At 68.2% G+C, this 16,437-nt stretch carries 14 protein-coding genes; 2 read left to right on the top strand and 12 right to left on the bottom strand.

Features of this window, described 5'->3' with window-relative positions; all coding sequences use genetic code 11:
- Together BLS11_RS15550 and BLS11_RS15545 are read right to left on the bottom strand one after the other, a co-directional pair.
- Positions 1-1,326 carry a nickel pincer cofactor-dependent isomerase, group 22 gene (locus BLS11_RS15550; protein ID WP_092538704.1) on the bottom strand — a complete coding sequence of 442 codons (1,326 nt, stop codon included), beginning with the start codon at positions 1,324-1,326 and terminating at the stop codon, positions 1-3.
- A 60-nt stretch (positions 1,327-1,386) separates the two neighbouring features.
- On the bottom strand, positions 1,387-1,815 hold the full coding sequence (locus BLS11_RS15545) for a universal stress protein (RefSeq protein ID WP_092538703.1): 429 nt from the start codon (positions 1,813-1,815) through the stop codon (positions 1,387-1,389).
- Positions 1,816-1,907: 92 nt separating this feature from the next.
- Here BLS11_RS15545 and BLS11_RS15540 point away from each other — a divergent pair, with 92 nt between their 5' ends.
- Complete coding sequence (locus BLS11_RS15540; protein WP_092538702.1) at positions 1,908-2,813, top strand: dihydrodipicolinate synthase family protein; 906 nt, start codon at positions 1,908-1,910, stop codon at positions 2,811-2,813.
- A 241-nt stretch (positions 2,814-3,054) separates the two neighbouring features.
- On the opposite strand, the gene BLS11_RS15535 is transcribed toward BLS11_RS15540, so the two are convergent.
- The 9 genes from BLS11_RS15535 to BLS11_RS15495 all read right to left on the bottom strand — a co-directional run bounded on the left by BLS11_RS15535 (position 3,055) and on the right by BLS11_RS15495 (position 12,380).
- Positions 3,055-3,840 (bottom strand): HpcH/HpaI aldolase family protein, encoded by a 786-nt coding sequence (locus tag BLS11_RS15535; protein ID WP_092538701.1) that lies wholly within the window; start codon positions 3,838-3,840, stop codon positions 3,055-3,057.
- Positions 3,841-3,912: 72 nt separating this feature from the next.
- Positions 3,913-4,656, bottom strand: a complete 744-nt coding sequence (locus BLS11_RS15530) for an SDR family oxidoreductase (protein WP_092538700.1) — start codon at positions 4,654-4,656, stop codon at positions 3,913-3,915.
- 143 nt (positions 4,657-4,799) lie between these two features.
- A complete protein-coding gene (locus tag BLS11_RS15525; protein WP_092538699.1) occupies positions 4,800-5,867 on the bottom strand; it encodes a hypothetical protein in 1,068 nt (355 codons plus the stop codon).
- Positions 5,868-5,871: 4 nt separating this feature from the next.
- Positions 5,872-6,156 carry a hypothetical protein gene (locus BLS11_RS15520; RefSeq protein WP_092538698.1) on the bottom strand — a complete coding sequence of 95 codons (285 nt, stop codon included), beginning with the start codon at positions 6,154-6,156 and terminating at the stop codon, positions 5,872-5,874.
- Positions 6,157-6,190: 34 nt separating this feature from the next.
- Positions 6,191-7,396: a hypothetical protein gene (locus tag BLS11_RS15515; RefSeq protein ID WP_092538697.1), complete on the bottom strand. Its 1,206-nt coding sequence runs from the start codon at positions 7,394-7,396 to the stop codon at positions 6,191-6,193.
- A gap of 263 nt (positions 7,397-7,659) precedes the next feature.
- Positions 7,660-8,814 (bottom strand): ABC transporter ATP-binding protein, encoded by a 1,155-nt coding sequence (locus BLS11_RS15510; protein ID WP_092538696.1) that lies wholly within the window; start codon positions 8,812-8,814, stop codon positions 7,660-7,662.
- A gap of 90 nt (positions 8,815-8,904) precedes the next feature.
- Complete coding sequence (locus tag BLS11_RS15505) at positions 8,905-9,738, bottom strand: carbohydrate ABC transporter permease (protein WP_092538695.1); 834 nt, start codon at positions 9,736-9,738, stop codon at positions 8,905-8,907.
- Positions 9,739-9,740: 2 nt separating this feature from the next.
- On the bottom strand, positions 9,741-10,682 hold the full coding sequence (locus tag BLS11_RS15500; RefSeq protein ID WP_245698980.1) for a carbohydrate ABC transporter permease: 942 nt from the start codon (positions 10,680-10,682) through the stop codon (positions 9,741-9,743).
- Between the two features lie 129 nt (positions 10,683-10,811).
- A complete protein-coding gene (locus tag BLS11_RS15495; protein WP_114936189.1) occupies positions 10,812-12,380 on the bottom strand; it encodes an ABC transporter substrate-binding protein in 1,569 nt (522 codons plus the stop codon).
- A 139-nt stretch (positions 12,381-12,519) separates the two neighbouring features.
- Here BLS11_RS15495 and BLS11_RS15490 point away from each other — a divergent pair, with 139 nt between their 5' ends.
- Positions 12,520-14,076 carry a TCP-1/cpn60 chaperonin family protein gene (locus tag BLS11_RS15490; RefSeq protein ID WP_092538876.1) on the top strand — a complete coding sequence of 519 codons (1,557 nt, stop codon included), beginning with the start codon at positions 12,520-12,522 and terminating at the stop codon, positions 14,074-14,076.
- 47 nt (positions 14,077-14,123) lie between these two features.
- On the opposite strand, the gene BLS11_RS15485 is transcribed toward BLS11_RS15490, so the two are convergent.
- A complete protein-coding gene (locus BLS11_RS15485) occupies positions 14,124-15,809 on the bottom strand; it encodes a TCP-1/cpn60 chaperonin family protein (RefSeq protein WP_092538694.1) in 1,686 nt (561 codons plus the stop codon).
- Positions 15,810-16,437 lie beyond the last annotated feature (628 nt).

Genomic DNA, 16,437 nt, shown 5'->3' with positions numbered 1-16,437 from the left:
TCACCCCTCGATTTCGGTCGTCAACCGACCGTCGTCGTCGAACGTCAACCGCCTGCGCTCGCCTATCTCCACGTCGTCTCTCCCCTCAAGTTCGTCGAGAACCGGTTCCGACGCCAGCATCGTCCCGGGTTCGAGCGTGTTCCTGATGCGACCGATGCGCATCTCCGAGAGGTCCGGCACCCCGGTCATCGACGCCGCGAGGACGAACGCCGTCGCGTCGCAGGGGACGACGAACGGCACCTTCGAGCGTTCGGGTTCGCCGCTGGTCGTGATGTTGACGTACATGTCCTCGAAGTCCACCGACTCCAGCAGGTCCCTGCTCGCGAAGTCCGCGAGGCCGATGCCGATGGCGTTGCCGTGGGACTCCTCGGTGACCGACCGGACGTAGACGCGCGTTATCTCCGGGGTGTGGACCTCCGGTTGGTTGTGGAACCGAACCCGCCCGAGTACGTTCGTGTCCATCCCCGTTCCGCTGACGTTCTTGCCGAGTTCGTCAACCATCAGGAAGTCCAGTTGCTCGACGGGCAGGGAGGGGAAAAGCTCCGCCGACCGTTCGAGCAGTTCCGCCTCGCGTTCGGGCAGGTCCTCGACTGGGACGCCCTCGACGCGCGCGGCGCGTTCCCGGTCGTTCTCCACGACGGCGATGCCGCCGACGATGGGCACGTCGTCCGCCTCGAACAGCAACTCCGCGCGTTCGGGGACCACCTCGTCGAACCCGCGGGCGATGGCGGCGTTGTGCATGTTCTCCGCGCCGCGGTGCTTCCCGAGGCCGATGACGGCCATCTTACAGAGCCCCGACTCGACGGGTCCGCGGTAGTCGGTGTGGAGTTTCACGCGGTTCGCCAAGAGAATCGCGTCGGCGTCGAGTGCGTCCTCGGCGGCGTACACCGGTTCGCCGTTCGGGTCCTCGGCCACCGCCTCGACGGCCATCGACGACCGAATCTCGCAGTCCATCGACGCCTCCGTGATGCCGAGAGACGCCAGCGTCTCCACCTGTCCCTCCGCCGTCGCGCCGCCGTGACTCCCCATCGCGGGCATGACGAACGGGTCGAGCCCTCGGTTTCGGAGTTCCTCGATTGCCGTCGAGAGGACCGTCGGCATGTCGTGTATCCCCCGACTGCCCGCGGTTATTGCCACCTCGGCCCCGCGCGAAAGTTTGTCCAGCGCCGGTATCTCGGCTATCGCCGCGGCGGTGGCCGCGGGAACGTCGTCCACCTCGGGCGGGTCCGTCACCGTCCGCACCGTCGCGAACGTCGGGAGGTCCGAGAGCGACGCGTCGTTGACCGCCTCCAGTCGTTCCCGGCCCGGAAACTCCAGTTCGACCATCTCTCCTCCGAGTTTCGTCCCCGTGCTAATGAATCCCGCGCCGGTCCGCTCGCCTCGCCTTCACTCGTCCATCACGGCGACGACGGGCACGTCCGAACTCAGAAGCACCGACTGCGTGGTGCTCCCGAACAGGGCCTTCCCGACGGGCGTCCGCTTGCGCCCGCCGACGACGAGGTACTTCGCGTCCACCCGTTCGGCCTCGCTCAACAGTTCCTCCACCACGTCGCCGACGCGTCCGCGCGTCACGACCGGTCCCGGCCTGTCCGTCGAGGCTTTCACGACCGTCCGCGCCGTCGCCTCCGCGTCGTGCTGTCCGTTCTCGACGGTGTAGCGTTCGCCCCGCCGGACCTCGTCTCGCTTCTCGAACTCCTCCTGCGGGAGGACGTGGACGACGACGAGTTCGTCGCCGTACGCCTCCGCGAGGTCCTCTCCGACGGTGACCGCGCGGTCGGGTTCCTCGTCGCCGTCGACTGCTGCCAGTATCGCCATGGTGTGACACACGCCCGCAGAGGAACATAAACGTTGGCGGCGGACTGCCGGCGTGGCAAGGTATAACTTCCGCCGCGGGGGAGTGACGGACGATGACGGACGACGTCGCACGACGGTTCGAAGGCGCGCACTGCCCCCTCGTCACCCCCTTCGCGGGTAGCGACGTGGACCACGAGGCTCTCGGCGAACTGGTCGAACACGTCCTCGACGGCGGCGTGACGGGCCTCGTCCCCTGCGGGACGACGGGCGAGTTCGCCAGCCTCGACGCCGCAGAGTACCGGGCGGTCCTGGAGACGACCGTCGAGTACGCCGACGGCGCGCCCGTGATGGCCGGCACCGCGGGGACGAGCGTCGCCGAAACGCTCGATAAAATCGAGACGGCGGCCGACGTCGGCGCGGACGCCGCCCTCATCACCCTCCCGTACTTCCACGGGTCGAACGACCCGGCGGGCGACGAGGCGTTCGTGCGACGCGTCGCCGACGACGCCGCCCTTCCGATATACCTCTACAACATCCCCGCCTGCGTCGGCCGACCCATCGCCGCCGACTCCGCGGTCGAACTCGCGGAACACGACCGAATCCTCGGCGTGAAGGATTCGAGCGGCGACTTCAACTACTTCTCGGAACTCCTGCGGCGGACGCCCGAGTCGTTCCAACTGTTCGAGGGGTTCGACAGCCACTTCGTCCCCGGACTACTCTTCGGGTCCGACGGCGGCGTCAACGCTCTCTCGAACGTGATTCCCGAGGCGTTCGCGGCGGCGACGGACGCGGCGTTCGACGGCGACGCCGAGGCGGCCCGGCGGATCCACGAGGAACACGTCGCTCCCCTGTTCCAGCAGTGCGTCGAACACGGGTTCGGCCCGGCGACGAAGGCGGGACTCCGCGCGCGCGGCGTCCTCGAAACCGACGAGGTTCGACCCCCGTTGGTCGAACTCGACGCCGACGCTCGCGACGAAATCGCGTCGCTCGTGGAGGACGTCGTCGCCGCGTACGAGTGACGCTCTCCGGCCGTCCCCGTTCTCGCTTTTCCGCCGTCTGCGGTCGCTCTCGCACGGACGTTCACTCGTAAGCGTGGACTCTCCGGTCGTTCACTTGTAAGCGTGGAGTCCCTCGGACGTTCACTCGTAAGGGTGGAGTCTCCTCACCTTCACTCGTAAGCGTGGAGTCCCCCACCCCCGTCTCCCCGACCTGTCCCCGCGGCGCGTCGTTGCCCCGCCGCGGTGGAGACTCCCCGGCCGCCTACTCCTCCCGTCGGACGAGGCCCTCCGCGTGGTCGAGGGCCGCCGACGCTCCCTCGGCGAGGTGCGTCGCGTCCACGCCCGCGACGAGGAAGTCCACGCCCCAGTCGAGACGTGCCTCGCGTTGGTCGGCGCTGGTGGCGAACGTTCCGACCGCCGCGTCGGCGTCGCGGGCCGCCTCGATTGCGCTGTCGACGCGTTCGAGGAACTCCGCGTCGTCCCACTCGCCGAGGCGACCCATCGACAGCGAGAGGTCCACCGGCCCGACGAACAGGCCGTCGATGCCGTCCACCGTCGCGATGGCGTCGGCGTTCTCGACGGCGCGTTCGGACTCAAGTTGGACGAACCGGGCGAGTTCGTCTTCGGCCGTCTCGACGTGGTTTGAGAGCGAGCGACCGTACCCCGACGCCCGGGTGAGGCCGAGTCCGCGCCGCCCCTCCGGCGGGTAGCGACTCGCATCGACTATCTCCTCGGCCTGTTCGGCCGTCTCGACCATCGGGACGAGAATCGCCGTCGGGTCCAAATCGAGCGTCCGTTTCAGCGTCGTCGGGTCGTCGTCGGCGACGCGCACGAGCGACTCCGTCGTCCCGGGGGCGGCGTCCGCCGCCCGGAGCAGGTTCCCCATCGTCTCGTACGACATCGGCGTGTGCTCCTGGTCGAACGAGACGAAGTCGTAGCCGAGTCCGGCCAGAAGTTCCGCCGTCTCGGGCGCGGGGATGGTGACCCACGTCCCTATCGACGGCTCCGTCGCCTCGGCGATGCGCGCAAGTCCGCCGTCTTCGGTCATACTGCCTCCCTCGTCGCCCGGCCACCTATACCTTCGACTCCGGGTCGGCGTTGCCGCCGCCGGAGGCGGCGGTCAGAAGTGCGAGAACTTGTCGCGGCGGTAGAGGTCTATCTCGCTGACGGTGTTCGGCGGGCGTTGCTTCGCCGCGAACGCGATGGCTTCGGCCACCTCCGCGGGTTCGGTCACCTCGCCCGGTTCGAAGCGGTCTTTCATCTCGTCGTCCGTCTCGGACCCGAACTCCGTCCGCACCTCCGTCGGGTTGACGACGGTGACGGCCACGTCGTCGTCGCCGACGGTCCCTTCGAGACTCAGCGCGAACCCCCGCGTCCACCACTTCGTGGCGGCGTAGACGGCGTCGTTCGGTCGCGGGTACTGCCCGGCGAAACTGCCGAGGAACACCAGGTTCCCGGACGACTCGCGGAGGTGCGGAAGCGCCGCTTGCGCCGTGTAGAACATCCCGTTGACGTTCACGTCTATCATCAACTCGAAATCCTCGACGGAGAGGTCCTCGACGGGTTCGTTGACGCCGAGGCCCGCGTTGGCGACGACGACGTCTACCCCGCCGAACGTCTCGGCCGTCTCCGCCACCGCGGCCCGCACCTGCTCCGGGTCGGTCACGTCCGTCGGGACGACGATGGCCTCCCGGTCGTGTTCGGTCCGCACCTCCTCGGCGACGGTTTCGAGTCGGTCCTCTCGGCGCGACGCGAGGGCGACGTGCGCCCCCTCGGCGGCGAGTTCGAGGGCCGCCGCCCGGCCGATTCCGGAGGTGGCTCCCGTGACGAACGCGACGTTGTCTTCGAGTGCGTCTTCGTCCATACGCGAGGTACTCTCGCCCGGGGACGGTAAAGGTGAGGTTTCAAACGGGTATCACGAAGACTCCTGACGACCGTCACCGTCTCCGCTTCCGTCTTTTCCCGCCGTCTTGTCCCGCCTTACTCACCTCGTCTCTGCCTCCCGCCTCAGGCGGTACAGGCGTGGCCCGCCGCCGACGCCCTCTCGCGGAGGGTTCGCCGCGCGTCTCGCAGGGCCTCCGCGTCGCCCTCGACGCGCCCCTTCTCGATGCGGGTGGTGATGGCGGAGGCGACGCGGCACTCCGCCGCGTGCAGGTCGGTTTCGAGCGCCGACACCCGCTTTCGGTCCGCGGCGTCGAGGTTCCCCGCCCGCGCGTCGTCGAGCATCTCCGCGCCCCGCGCCGACAGGAAGACGGACTGCCGGGTGTGTTCTGAGAGTCTGGTCGCGTCGTCGCGGTCCCACTGCAGTTCGACCGCCTCCTCGCCGAGTGCCTTCACGAGGAGGGCGGCTTTGTCCACCGTCGCGTCCGTCTCGTCGTATCCGGGGAGGGCGTCGGCCCGCGCGTCGTACCCGACGAAGACGGCTCGCTCGGGCGCGCTGTAGGCGTCTGCGGGGTACGCCGCGGCTCCCACGCCGCCGACGCCGAACAGGAACAGGGCGACGAGGAACAGTCCGAGGAACGCCCGCGGCGCGCCGCGGACGGGTTTCGGTTCCAAGAGCGGGTGGTTCCGCGTCCGTTCCATCGGGAGCGAGACGACTCGCTCCACGAGGGAGGCCAGCGAGTGGGTGTTCTCAGAGGCGCCGGTGACGACGACTCGTCCGTCGCCCGCGATGCGGACGAAGGAGTTGTGGAAGCCGGTGTGACGAACCGTGAGGCCGCGACCCTCGCCGAACCGGTCGCGGCGGCACTCGTCGTACTCGTCGGCGGCGGCGACGGCCGCCTCGATGTCTTCGAGCGTTCCGTCGGCGTCGCCCACCTCGTCGCCGGAGACGAATATCGACTTCCGCTCGAAACTGAGGCTCGACCCGTTGCGACGGTACTCCGCGAGGCGTCGAATCCACAACTTCGCGCGGGCCAACGCGACCGGAATCGCCGGCAGGAGGACGGCGGCCGCGACTGCCCTCAGGTATCCGGTGCGGGACGCGGGCGCGACGCCGTATCGGAACGCCGCCCACAGGGTACCGACCGCGAGTGCGACCGACCCGCAGACGACGAACGCTCTGAGCTTGTTCATCCGGTCACCCCCCGAGGAACGTCCGCTTGATGCGCCCGAAGAAGCCCACCTTCCGGCGCTGACTCTCCGATTCGAACACCGGCCCGAGTTTCGCTTCGAGGTCCTCGCGGCTCTCGAAGCGGTCGACGTTCGTCTCCGAGAGCAGTTCCGCCAGCATGATGGAGTTGCCGTCCTCGTCCAACTGGACGTTCGCCAACGCGTGTTCACGCTCCAACCGGCGCACGGAGACGGGGTAGGACCACCCCGACTCCGAGACGAGTTCGTGGACCGCGTCCGGGCCGTGTGCCATGTTCACTCGTGGCGCTTCATCGAATATAAAACTTTCACGCGGCGTCAGCGGGTGCGGGCGGGGGGTCGGCGTCCCCGTCGTTCTCGGCGGGGTCGCTGGTTGCCGACGCGTTCGCTTCGTCCAGAAGCGACGCGACGCACCGAAAGCCGAGGCGACTCCCGGAGGGGTCGCGAACCGACGCGAGGAGCACCCGCGACCGGTCGAGCGTCTGCGCCCGCGAGAGTCGAACCCCGTCGGCGGTGAACGCGCGGACGACGACGGTGTACCGACCCCACCGCAGGACGGTCTGGTTCGTCCCGGCCAGCGACGACGTCACGGCCTCGGCGGCGGCGACCGACCGCCACCGGTCCACGGTGAGTCTGAGCGTCTCGCCGGACGGCGGCACGTACCTCGCGGTGTACCGCACCGCCGGTTCGGGGTGGTCGCCGAGGTCGACTCGCCCGTCGAACGACTCGATGCGTTCGGAGTCGAGGAGTCGCCACCCGTCCAACCCCGACGCACTCGCCCCGGGCACGACGGACGGGGTGAGTTCCTCGGGGTCGGCGTCGTCGGGCGGCGACGGACAGCCGAGTGCGGCGTAGTCGGTCCGCCCGCCGAGGCGGGAGGCCGTCGGTCCGCCCTCCACCGCCGCCGGGTCGGTCGCCGTCTCGACTCCCGTCCCGGTCGGCGTCGCGCCGTTCTCGGCGGACCCGAACGGCGGCGCGTCGAACGACGAGACGAGGCCCGGTCCGACGAGGGCGACGGCGGCGAGACACGCGGCGAGGGCGACGGCGGCGGCGAACCGCCGCCCGAGGCGTCTGCGCCGACTCAGAACTCGTTCGCGTTCGGCGCGGACGGCACCGGGCTCTGCGAACTTCTCGGCGCCGCGACCCAGATGCCGGGCGAGGAGCGACGTCGCCCGGTCGCGTTCGACCGCGTACCGGACGACGCGGAGCAGTTCCGCGGCGTCGACGACCGTCGGTTCCGGCGCGTCGGCGGTCGATTCGGGGACGAGACGGGAGGTGACGACTCGCGTCGCCCGTCCGTCGCGTCCCGGCGTCGGTTCGCCGTGGGTGACTCGGAGGCGACCGCTCTCGCCGCGGGTTTCGACGGAGAGCGTCGTCCCGTTGCGCGTCGCTGACCGCCCGCGCGCCTCCCAGACGGCCGCGACGAAGGCGGCGAACGCCTCCTCGTCGAGGCGGCGGAGCGCCGCCGAAAAGCGCTCGACCTCCGGGTCGGTTCCGCGAGAGCGAAGTCGCACGGTCGTTCAGAGACGCGCCCGGAGGGCGGAGACGACCGCCTCGACGACTTCGACCCCGATACCGTCACCCGGAAGTGCTGTGATATCGTACGTCACACCACGAGAGTCGCCGAGAGCGGTCAAAAGCGTTCCCCCGACGGACGCCGTCCTCGCCGGCACGTGTTCGACTCGGCGACGAGTCCTCGATTCGGCGTCGTCCGTCTCGCTCGGCCTCCGACGCGATCACCGGCCGCGTCCGGTCGTTTCTCCGCTCTTCCGCACCGTCAGACCTCCTGTTCTACCGTCCGGCGCGCCGTCTCGGCCCGTTCGCGGCCGTGGACGAGTGCCTCCTCGGTGTTGCGGTCGAACAGGTGGAGGTCCGACTCGTCGAACGTCACGTCCACTACCTCGCCCTCCGCCGGTTCGACTTCGACGGGCGCGCGGAGGCGGCATTCCTTGCCGCCGACCCGCAGGTAGAGGAAGTTGTCCGAGCCGACGATTTCGACGACGTCGACCGTCGCCTCGAACGTCTTCGCGGGCGGCGCTGTGGGGTCCACGCGGAGGTTCTCCGGGCGGATACTGAGCGTGTACTCGCCTTCGCCGCCGACGGCGTCGACTATCTCCTCGGAGACGCCGTACGAGATGCCCTCGCCGACCAAGGTCCCGGTGCCGTCGCTCTCGACGCGGAGGTCCACGTCGAAGAAGTTCATGCTCGGAGAGCCGATGAAGTCGGCGACGAACGCGTTGGCCGGTCGGTAGTACACCTCCTTCGGCGAGCCGACCTGTTGGAGTTGGCCGTTGTCGAGGATGACGATGCGGTCGGCCATCGTCATCGCCTCCTCCTGGTCGTGCGTCACGTAGATGGTCGTGATGCCGAGTTCCGAGTGGATGCGCGACAGTTCCGTCCGCATGTGCTTGCGGAGTTTCGCGTCCAAGTTCGAGAGGGGTTCGTCGAACAGGAACACCGCCGGTTCGCGGACGATGGCGCGACCGGTCGCCACGCGTTGCTGTTGCCCGCCGGAGAGGCTTCCGGGTTTCTTGTCGAGCAAGTCCTCGATGCCCATCATCTCGGCCGCCTCGACGACGCGGCGGTTCACCTCCTCGTCGCTGAGGTCGGTACTCAACTTCAGCCCGTAGGCCATGTTCTCCCGGACGGTCTTGTGGGGGTACAGCGCGTACGACTGGAACACCATGGCGATGTCGCGCTCCTTCGGCGACATATCGTTGACGGGCTGTCCGTCCAACCGAATCTCGCCGTCCGTTATCGACTCCAACCCGGCGAGCATCCGCAACGTCGTGGATTTGCCGCACCCCGAGGGACCGACGAACACCACGAACTCGCCGTCGGGAATCTCGAGCGACAACTCCTCGACGGCGACTATCGGGCCGGACGTATCCTCGAACACTTTCGTTACGTCGTCGAATTGAACACGTGCCATGTTAACTTACTCCAATTTTGGTTTGCGTCTCAGTTATTTAGTAGTATCCCCGAGAGGCGGGTCGAAACCCCCTCGGGGTGCCGATTCGCCTCACATCCCTCCCAGTCCCTCGCCGACGTAGCGTTGCGAGAGACCGTAGAAGACCACCGGCGGTGCCACGAGAAGGACCACGGAGGCCATGAGGATGTTCCACTGCCGGAGCACGTCGCTCCCGAGGATGTAGTGCAGGGCCACCGTGGCCGTGCGGACTTCCTCGTCGCTGGTGAGGACGAACACCCACAGGAAGTTGTTCCACGCCGTCAGGAACGCGAACAGGGCCGCCGCGCCCACGGCGGGCGCGGAGAGGGGCAGGACGATTCGCAGGAACGCCCCGAGTTCGCTGTGCCCGTCGATGAGTGCGGCCTCCTCGATGTTCTCGGGGATGCCCTGCCTGAAGAAGCCCTGCAACAGCCAGATGGTCTGCGGGAGGACGAAGATGGACAGGGCGATGATGACGCCCGTGAGGGTGTTGATGAGGCCGAGGACGAAGAACACCTCGTAGACGGGGATGGTGATGACTATCCACGGGAACATGATGGTGAAGACGGCGGTGTAGAACAGCACCTTCCGCCCCGGGAAGTCCAGTCGCGCGAACGCGTACGCGCCGGGGATGGAGAAGAACAGCGAGATGACAGTCGCCGTGACGGAGACGATGATGCTGTTGCTGAAGAACGTGACGAAGTTGTACCGTTCCCATATCTGCTCGTACGCGGTGATGGTGAGGTTCTTCAACGCCGGGAGGTAGTTCGTCTCCGGGTTGATGGCGGCGAAGTCCGTCAGGAACGACGTCCGAATCACCCAGTAGTACGGCGCTAAGGCGAACAGCGCGAACAGTCCGAGCGCGACGTACAGTATCAGTCGGGAGCGGCGAGTCTCGTTTATCATGGTCAGACGTACATCTCCTCCTCGTCTTGGATGACGGTCACGTAGAAGATGGCCGCCGTCATCGAGATCACGATCATGGCCATCCCGAGCGTGTAGGCCCGCGAGAACTGCAGGTTCACGTAGGCCGTCTCGTACGTGAGGATGCTCATCAGCATCGTCCGCGTCCCGGGGCCGCCGCCGGTCAACTCGAACGGTTGCGCGAACTCCGCGACGTTCCACGCCGTCCGAAGCGCGAGGATGACGATGGTGGGCGTCACGAGGTGCGGGAGGGTCACGTCGCGGAACCGCCGGAGGCGACCCGCCCCGGCCAACGCCGCCGCCTCGTACTGTTCGCGCGGGATGCCGACGATGGCCGCGGCGTAGATGATTCCGGCGTACCCGTAGTCGTGCCACGACTGCGCGACGATGAGCGACACGTACGGCCACAGGTCCTCCGCGAGGAACGCCGGCGTCGTCACGCCGAAGAGGTCCGAGACGAGTCTCGGGACCATCCCGAAGTCGCTGTTGAGGAACCACAGCCAGATGACGCCCCCCGCCAACGGCGCGGAGAAGTAGGGGGACATGACGACGGCGCTGGTCCACTCGCGCAACCCGCTTCGGAGTTCGGCCAACAGGAGCGCCGCGAACAGGCCGATGAACAACTGCAGGAACGTCGTCCCGAACACGAACACGAGCGTCCACCCGAACGCGAAGTGGAACAGGTCGTTCGTCAACAGCCACACGTAGTTGTCGAGACCCACGAACGTCCCCACTCCCCCCAACCGCGTGTTGGTGAACGTCATGTAGACGCCCCGCACGATGGGGAAGTAAAACAGGAGCGTGAACATCAGGAACGTGGGGAGAATGAACAGGTAGCCTATCCAGTTCTCCCGGGCACGGTCCATCAGCGTGGTCTCCTCCATGCCGTACTTCTGCCTGATGTGCTGTGTGTTTTCTTGTGCCAAGGTACTTCTTCGATGCCCTGCGACCGGTAAAAATGTTAGGGGCCGATTCTGCCGATAATACGGCGAACGACCGGCTAAGCGACGCTATCTATGCCGGGCCGCGGCGGCCGCGGCGGCTCCGAGACGCAGTTACTGTCCGAGTCGCTTCTGGATGCGCTGTCGGATGAGGCCGGGCGTCTCCTCGGCGGAGTGTTGCCCCGCGATGGCCTGACTGAGCGTCTCGTTGATGTCGGTCCACCGAATCGGGTCCACGTCGCGTACGTCCCACGACGCGCCCGTCGTGGAGTACTGGACGCCGTACTCGTCGGCGTTCTTGTACGCCTGCTCCGTGCTCTGTGCGAGGTCGTACTCGTTGAGGACGGCTTCCAGTTTCGTCTTGAGACCCGGAATCGCCTCGTAGTGTTCGCCCCAGGCGGGCAGGACGAACTCGTTGTCGCTCAAGAGGAACATGTTGAGGTCCCACGCGGCCTGCTGCTTCGCGTCGCTGGCCTGGAAGATGCACTGCTGTTGTTCGAGCGCCCACATGTGGCCGCCGTGCTCCCCCTCGACGCCTTCGAGGTCGCTGATTCCGAAGTTCTGCCCGAACTGGGGATCGACCTTCGGGTGCGGGAGGAGCATGAAATCGCCGTTGCCGCCCTGCCACCCGAACTTGACGTCGTCCTTGGTGGCGGTCCACCGACTGGCGGTCGGCACCGCGTAGTTGAACGAGGCGACGCGGCCGGTCAGCATGAGGGAGGGGATGTCCTCGTCGCCGCGTTGGGCCGCCTCCTGGCTACTGAACTGGTTCGCCATCTTGACGCAGGTCTTTATCATCCCGTCCGTCTTCCCTTGGTCCTCGTGTTCGTCGTTCCCCACGACGATGGTCGGGTTGTCCGGGTTGTCGCCCGGGCGCATCCACGGGTCGGTCCCGTCGGTGTACGCCGTCCGGGCGTACCCCCAGTACGATTCGAGGTCGCCGGGCACGCCGGTCTCCTCGTAGGCGATGGCGTCGGTCTGTTGGTCCACGCGCTTGACCGCGTCGAGGAACCCGCTCCACGTCGAGAGTTCCTCTTTGGGGTTGCTGACGCCCGCCTGACTGAACAGTTTCGGGCTGATCCCGAGGTTGCTGTTCGTGTTGCGCATTCCGCCGCCCGACCAGTACTCGCCGCGGTACTGCGCAGACTCCTTGTTTGCCGCCGTAAAGTCGTCCGGAAGCGAGTCGGTGGACTCGATGAACGGCTTGTGGTCCGGAACCTTGTCGTTGAGGTAGAACTGTAAGCCGCCGCCGCCGGCCTCCGCGAACGTCGGCGGGTTCCCGGACGACACCGTCGAGGAGAGTTTCGAACGGATATCCCCGTACGAAGCCGTCTGAAGGCTCACCGAGACGTTCCCGTTCTTCTCCTCGAACGTCTTCATCGACTCCTGGAAGTGGGACTTCATCGCGGAGTTCTCGACGGCCTGCGCGCTCAGGTAGTCGATGGTGACGCTCTCGGACCCGCCGGAGTCCGACCCCGTTTCGCCGGTCGAACCGCCGCCCCCTTCTTTCGGTTCCGGCGTGCCTCCGCCCTGTTCGCCGCTACACCCCGCGAGTCCCCCGAGTGCGCCGACCGTCGCCGTGGCGGCGGTCGCCCGCACGAAGTCCCGCCGCGACGGCTCTGCACCGGCCTGCCCCTCGGTGCGGTCCGCGCTCTCCCTGCCACTCGTGCTACTCTTTGACATTGCGCTATCTAAATGATAGACAGTGATAATAAATGTTTCTCACGCGGCCACCAATTTCTCGCGGTTTGTCCGCCAATTCCGGACGAATTCGACCGTTTCGTCCCGCAGACTTATGACCGGAGAGGAAGACTGCGCGACCATGGACTCCGACGCACGGCACGCGCTACTCGACGACGCGAACCGCGTCTGCGAACTCGTCGGGACGACGCTCGGTCCGCTCGGGACGAACAAACTCGTCGTGGAGTCGGGCGGGCGGGTGACGGCCACCTCCTCGGGGTCGCTGCTCTTGGACCGCCTCGAACTGGACGACCCGGCGACGACGCTTCTGGAACGGGCGGCCGGGGAGTTTCGCCAGCGACACGGCGACGGCGCGACGACGCTCACGCTCCTGACGGGCGCGTTGCTCCGCGAGGCCGACGGGTTACTCGACCGGGGCCTCCACCCGACGACGGTCGCCCGCGGCTACGAGGAGGCGCTCTCCGTCGCCGAGGACCGACTCGACTCCCGGGCCCGTCCCCTCTCGGTCGTCGGCCCGGAGGCCGTCGCGCGGACGGCCCTCACCGGGACGCGGAACCCGATGACGAGACGGCGGGTGAGCGAAGCGGTGGCCGACGCCGTCGAGACGGTATCGGCGGCGGACTCGCCGACCGGCGGACGCGGAGACGTCGCCGTCCTCGCGCGACTCGGCGGCGTCGGCGACACCGAACTCCTCGAAGGCGTCGTCGTCGAGACGCCACTCGTCTCCGACGCCATGCCGCGCCGCCTGTCCGGCGCGGGCGTCGCCCTCCTCGCTTCGACGGTGGACGTTCCCAAACTCGGCGGCGCGACCGAATCGACCGACTACGACCTCTCGATGGACGCGGACTCCTTCAAGGACCGGGCCGCCGTCGGCGAGTACGAACGCGAGGAGTTCCGCCGTATCCTCTCGTCGGCCGTCGCGTCCGGGTGTCGGTTCGTCGCGACGAAGGGGGGCGTCAACGACCGCGTGAAGACGCGACTCGCCGACGCGGGCGTGGCCGCCATCGACCGCGTGGACGACGAGACGATGGCGCGTCTCGTCCGGAACACCGGCGGGCGGGTGGTGCCCACTCTGGCGGAGACGACGCCCGAGACGATGGGGCGGGCGGACGTCCGCGTCGAACGCCTCGCCGGCCGGGAGTTCGTCTACGTCGAGGGCGACGACGCGCCGACGTTCACGCTGGTCTGTCGCGCCCCCGACCCGCGGTCGGTCACCTCGTTCGAAAGAAGCGCCGAGAGCGCCGTCGCGGCGACGCTCCGGGCACTCGACGACGAACGCGTCGTGCCCGGCGGCGGCGCGACCGAAATAGACCTCGAACGCGCGGTCAGGGCGGCGGCGCGGGGAACGTCCGGACGGGAGCAACTCGCCGCGGAGGCGTTCGGCAGGACCCTCGCGACGGTGCCCCGGCGACTCGCCGAGAGTGCGGGCATCGACGGGTGGTCGGGCGTCGTCCGCCTCCGGGTCGCCCACGACGAAGGCCGGTCGTCGGTCGGCGTGGACGCCCTCGCGGGCGAGATTCGGGACGTTCTCGACGGCGAACCGGTCGTCGAACCCCTCGGTCTCAAGCGCGACGCCGTGTCTTCGGCGACGGAACTGGCGACGCAACTGCTCCGCATCGACCGACAGATACCCGCGAACGACCTCTCCGACGAGGATTCGACCGCGGCGGCCAGATGAGGCGGTTCTCCACTCTCTCTCCTTCCTTCTCCCTCACTCGGCCGCCGTCAGTCGTGCTCCGTCTGCGGCGTGAACGGCCCGGGTTCGACGCCCGGCGCGACGACGGCGTCTACGGTCCCCAACTGCTCGGCCGTCGCGACGGCCGTATCGACGGCCTGCGAGAAGACGCGCCGCGGTTCGACGACGCCCATCTCCCACGCGTCCGCCGCCTCGCCGGTGGCGACGTCGAGGCCGACGGACGCGGGGCGTTCGGCCGCCTCGGCGTGCGCGCTTCGGAGTTTCGCCCGCACGTCGATGGGGTCGTATCCGGCGTTTCGAGCCAGCGTCGTCGCGAGCGATTCGCAGGCGTCCGCGAACGCCTCCACGGCCAACTGCTCTCTCCCCTCGACGCCGCGGGCGAACTCCCGCAGGTCGCGTGCGACCGCCACGGGTGCCGCGCCGGCCCCCGGGAGCACCTGCCCGTCCATCGCGGCGACGGCCGTCGTCTCCACGGCGTCGGAGACGAGTCGCTCGTGCGTCGTCCGGCCCTTCTCCGTCGGCGCGCCGACGAGAATCGTGAACACCGGGCCGTCGCACTCGTCGAAGTGCGCCCACTTCTCGTCGCCGACGCGCCGTTCGAACACCCGCCCCGCCCGCCCCAGTTTCGACTCGTCGAGGTCGGAGACGTGGCCGACGACGGTGGCCCCCGTCGCGCGGGCGACGCGGTGTACGTCGGATTTCGGGTACTGCGCCCGGTCGACGACGGCGACGCCGTGCGATTCGAGGGCGGCTTTCACCTCGTCGTCGAGTTCCGCCCGCACGACAAGCACGTCCGCGCCCGTTTCGGCCACCCCCGCGGCGACGGCGTCGACGGCGGCGTCGCGCCCCTCGGCGTACGCCGCGACGGCCCCAGCGGAATCGAGCGTCACGCCGGACCGGCCCTCCCGCCCGAAACTCGTCGCCGACTCCTCGACGTCGATGTCGCGTTCGAGGACGGCGACCCGAGCGTCCGCGAGGACGCCCTCGACGGACGGCGACCAGTCGAACGAGAGGCGACTCCGGTCGCTCGTCTCGTGTGCGCCGGGACGGCGACGCACGACGTGGCCGCGCGAGAGGGTACAGTCGGCGTCCACCCGCGTCCGTACCGTGACGTCGTCCGTGTCGAACCACCCGTCTTCGCTCTCGCGGGCGAGGCCCGAGACGGCCGCCGAGACGGCGTCCGCGTACTCTTCCCGCCGTCGGTCCGAGAGGTCGGAGGTCATCGTCGTCGCGGCCACCCGCGAGAGCAGTTCTCGGTCCGTCGCCTCGACCGGACGCGCCAAGTCGTCCAAGACGGCCCCGGTGCGGTTGGCCGCCATCGCGTACCCGACGGCGACGCTGCCGGGGTGGAGGCCGTCCCCGACCAACTCCGCCCCCGAATCGAGCAGTCTCGCCGCGAGAAGCGCCGCCGCCGTCGTCCCGTCGCGGAGGCCCCGCCGCACCGAGTCGAGTCCGTCCACGAACAGGGCGGCCACCGGGTGACCGAACCCGTCCCCGCGTTCGACGGCGTCGAGGAGTTGCCCGGCGTCTCTCGTCACCACCGTCTCGGGAACGTCCTGCGGGTCCACCGTCTCGACCAGCGTCGTCCCGCCCGCCGGACCGTACGTCGAGGCGACGAGCGATTCGACCGCCCGCGCCGCTTCGACGACGTACTCCCGCGCCGCCTCGTCGCGAGTGACCCATGCGCCCGTCCGCGCCCCGTCGTCGCGTGCCATGCATTGGCGAAGCACACCGCGGGATATAAATGTACGTGGCGGCGAGCGGGCCTGTACCGAGCGTCGACGAGACGGGCAGTCCTCGCCGGACTGTCGATATCGTCCGCCGAGACGCGACGTTCCCGGCGAACCGGTTCCGGCCGTGCGACGATATCGCACGAATGTGTGAGATAGTACCACGACCGGTCGCCGTTCCGCGGAACCTATCCGACGAACTTCGAGCGAAAACCCCACGACGAACGGCGTGACGCCGTTTCTGCGTCCCGATTCGTCGTCCCCGAAACCGGCGACGCTCACGTTCTCGAAAGCGTCGTTCATCATCGATAAACGTACTCTAGATGCGACAGTTTCGACTCTCGAACACCTTCGATGTCGCACTCTTCACCGCTGACTCCGCACAAATTCGGTGTTCGATTCCTCTCCGAGACGGATATCCGATACTTCTTCGTCCGTTCGGAACGTCCTTCGACACCGACGAACGAGCGATTCGGTTTCTGCTAACTCGTCACCGCGTTACAACCGTAGTTGCGTAACGGCGCGTCGGATCCGGCGACCGTTCGCGCCGACCGTCGCGGCGTCCGGCGGTCTGCGGGACGTGTGCGACGATGGTGAACGGATTCTCGAACTC

The organism is Halopelagius longus (assembly GCF_900100875.1).
Taxonomy (GTDB): Archaea; Halobacteriota; Halobacteria; order Halobacteriales; family Haloferacaceae; genus Halopelagius; species Halopelagius longus.
Note: the sequence above shows the minus strand (reverse complement) of the source record. Positions and strands in the feature narration are given on the sequence as shown.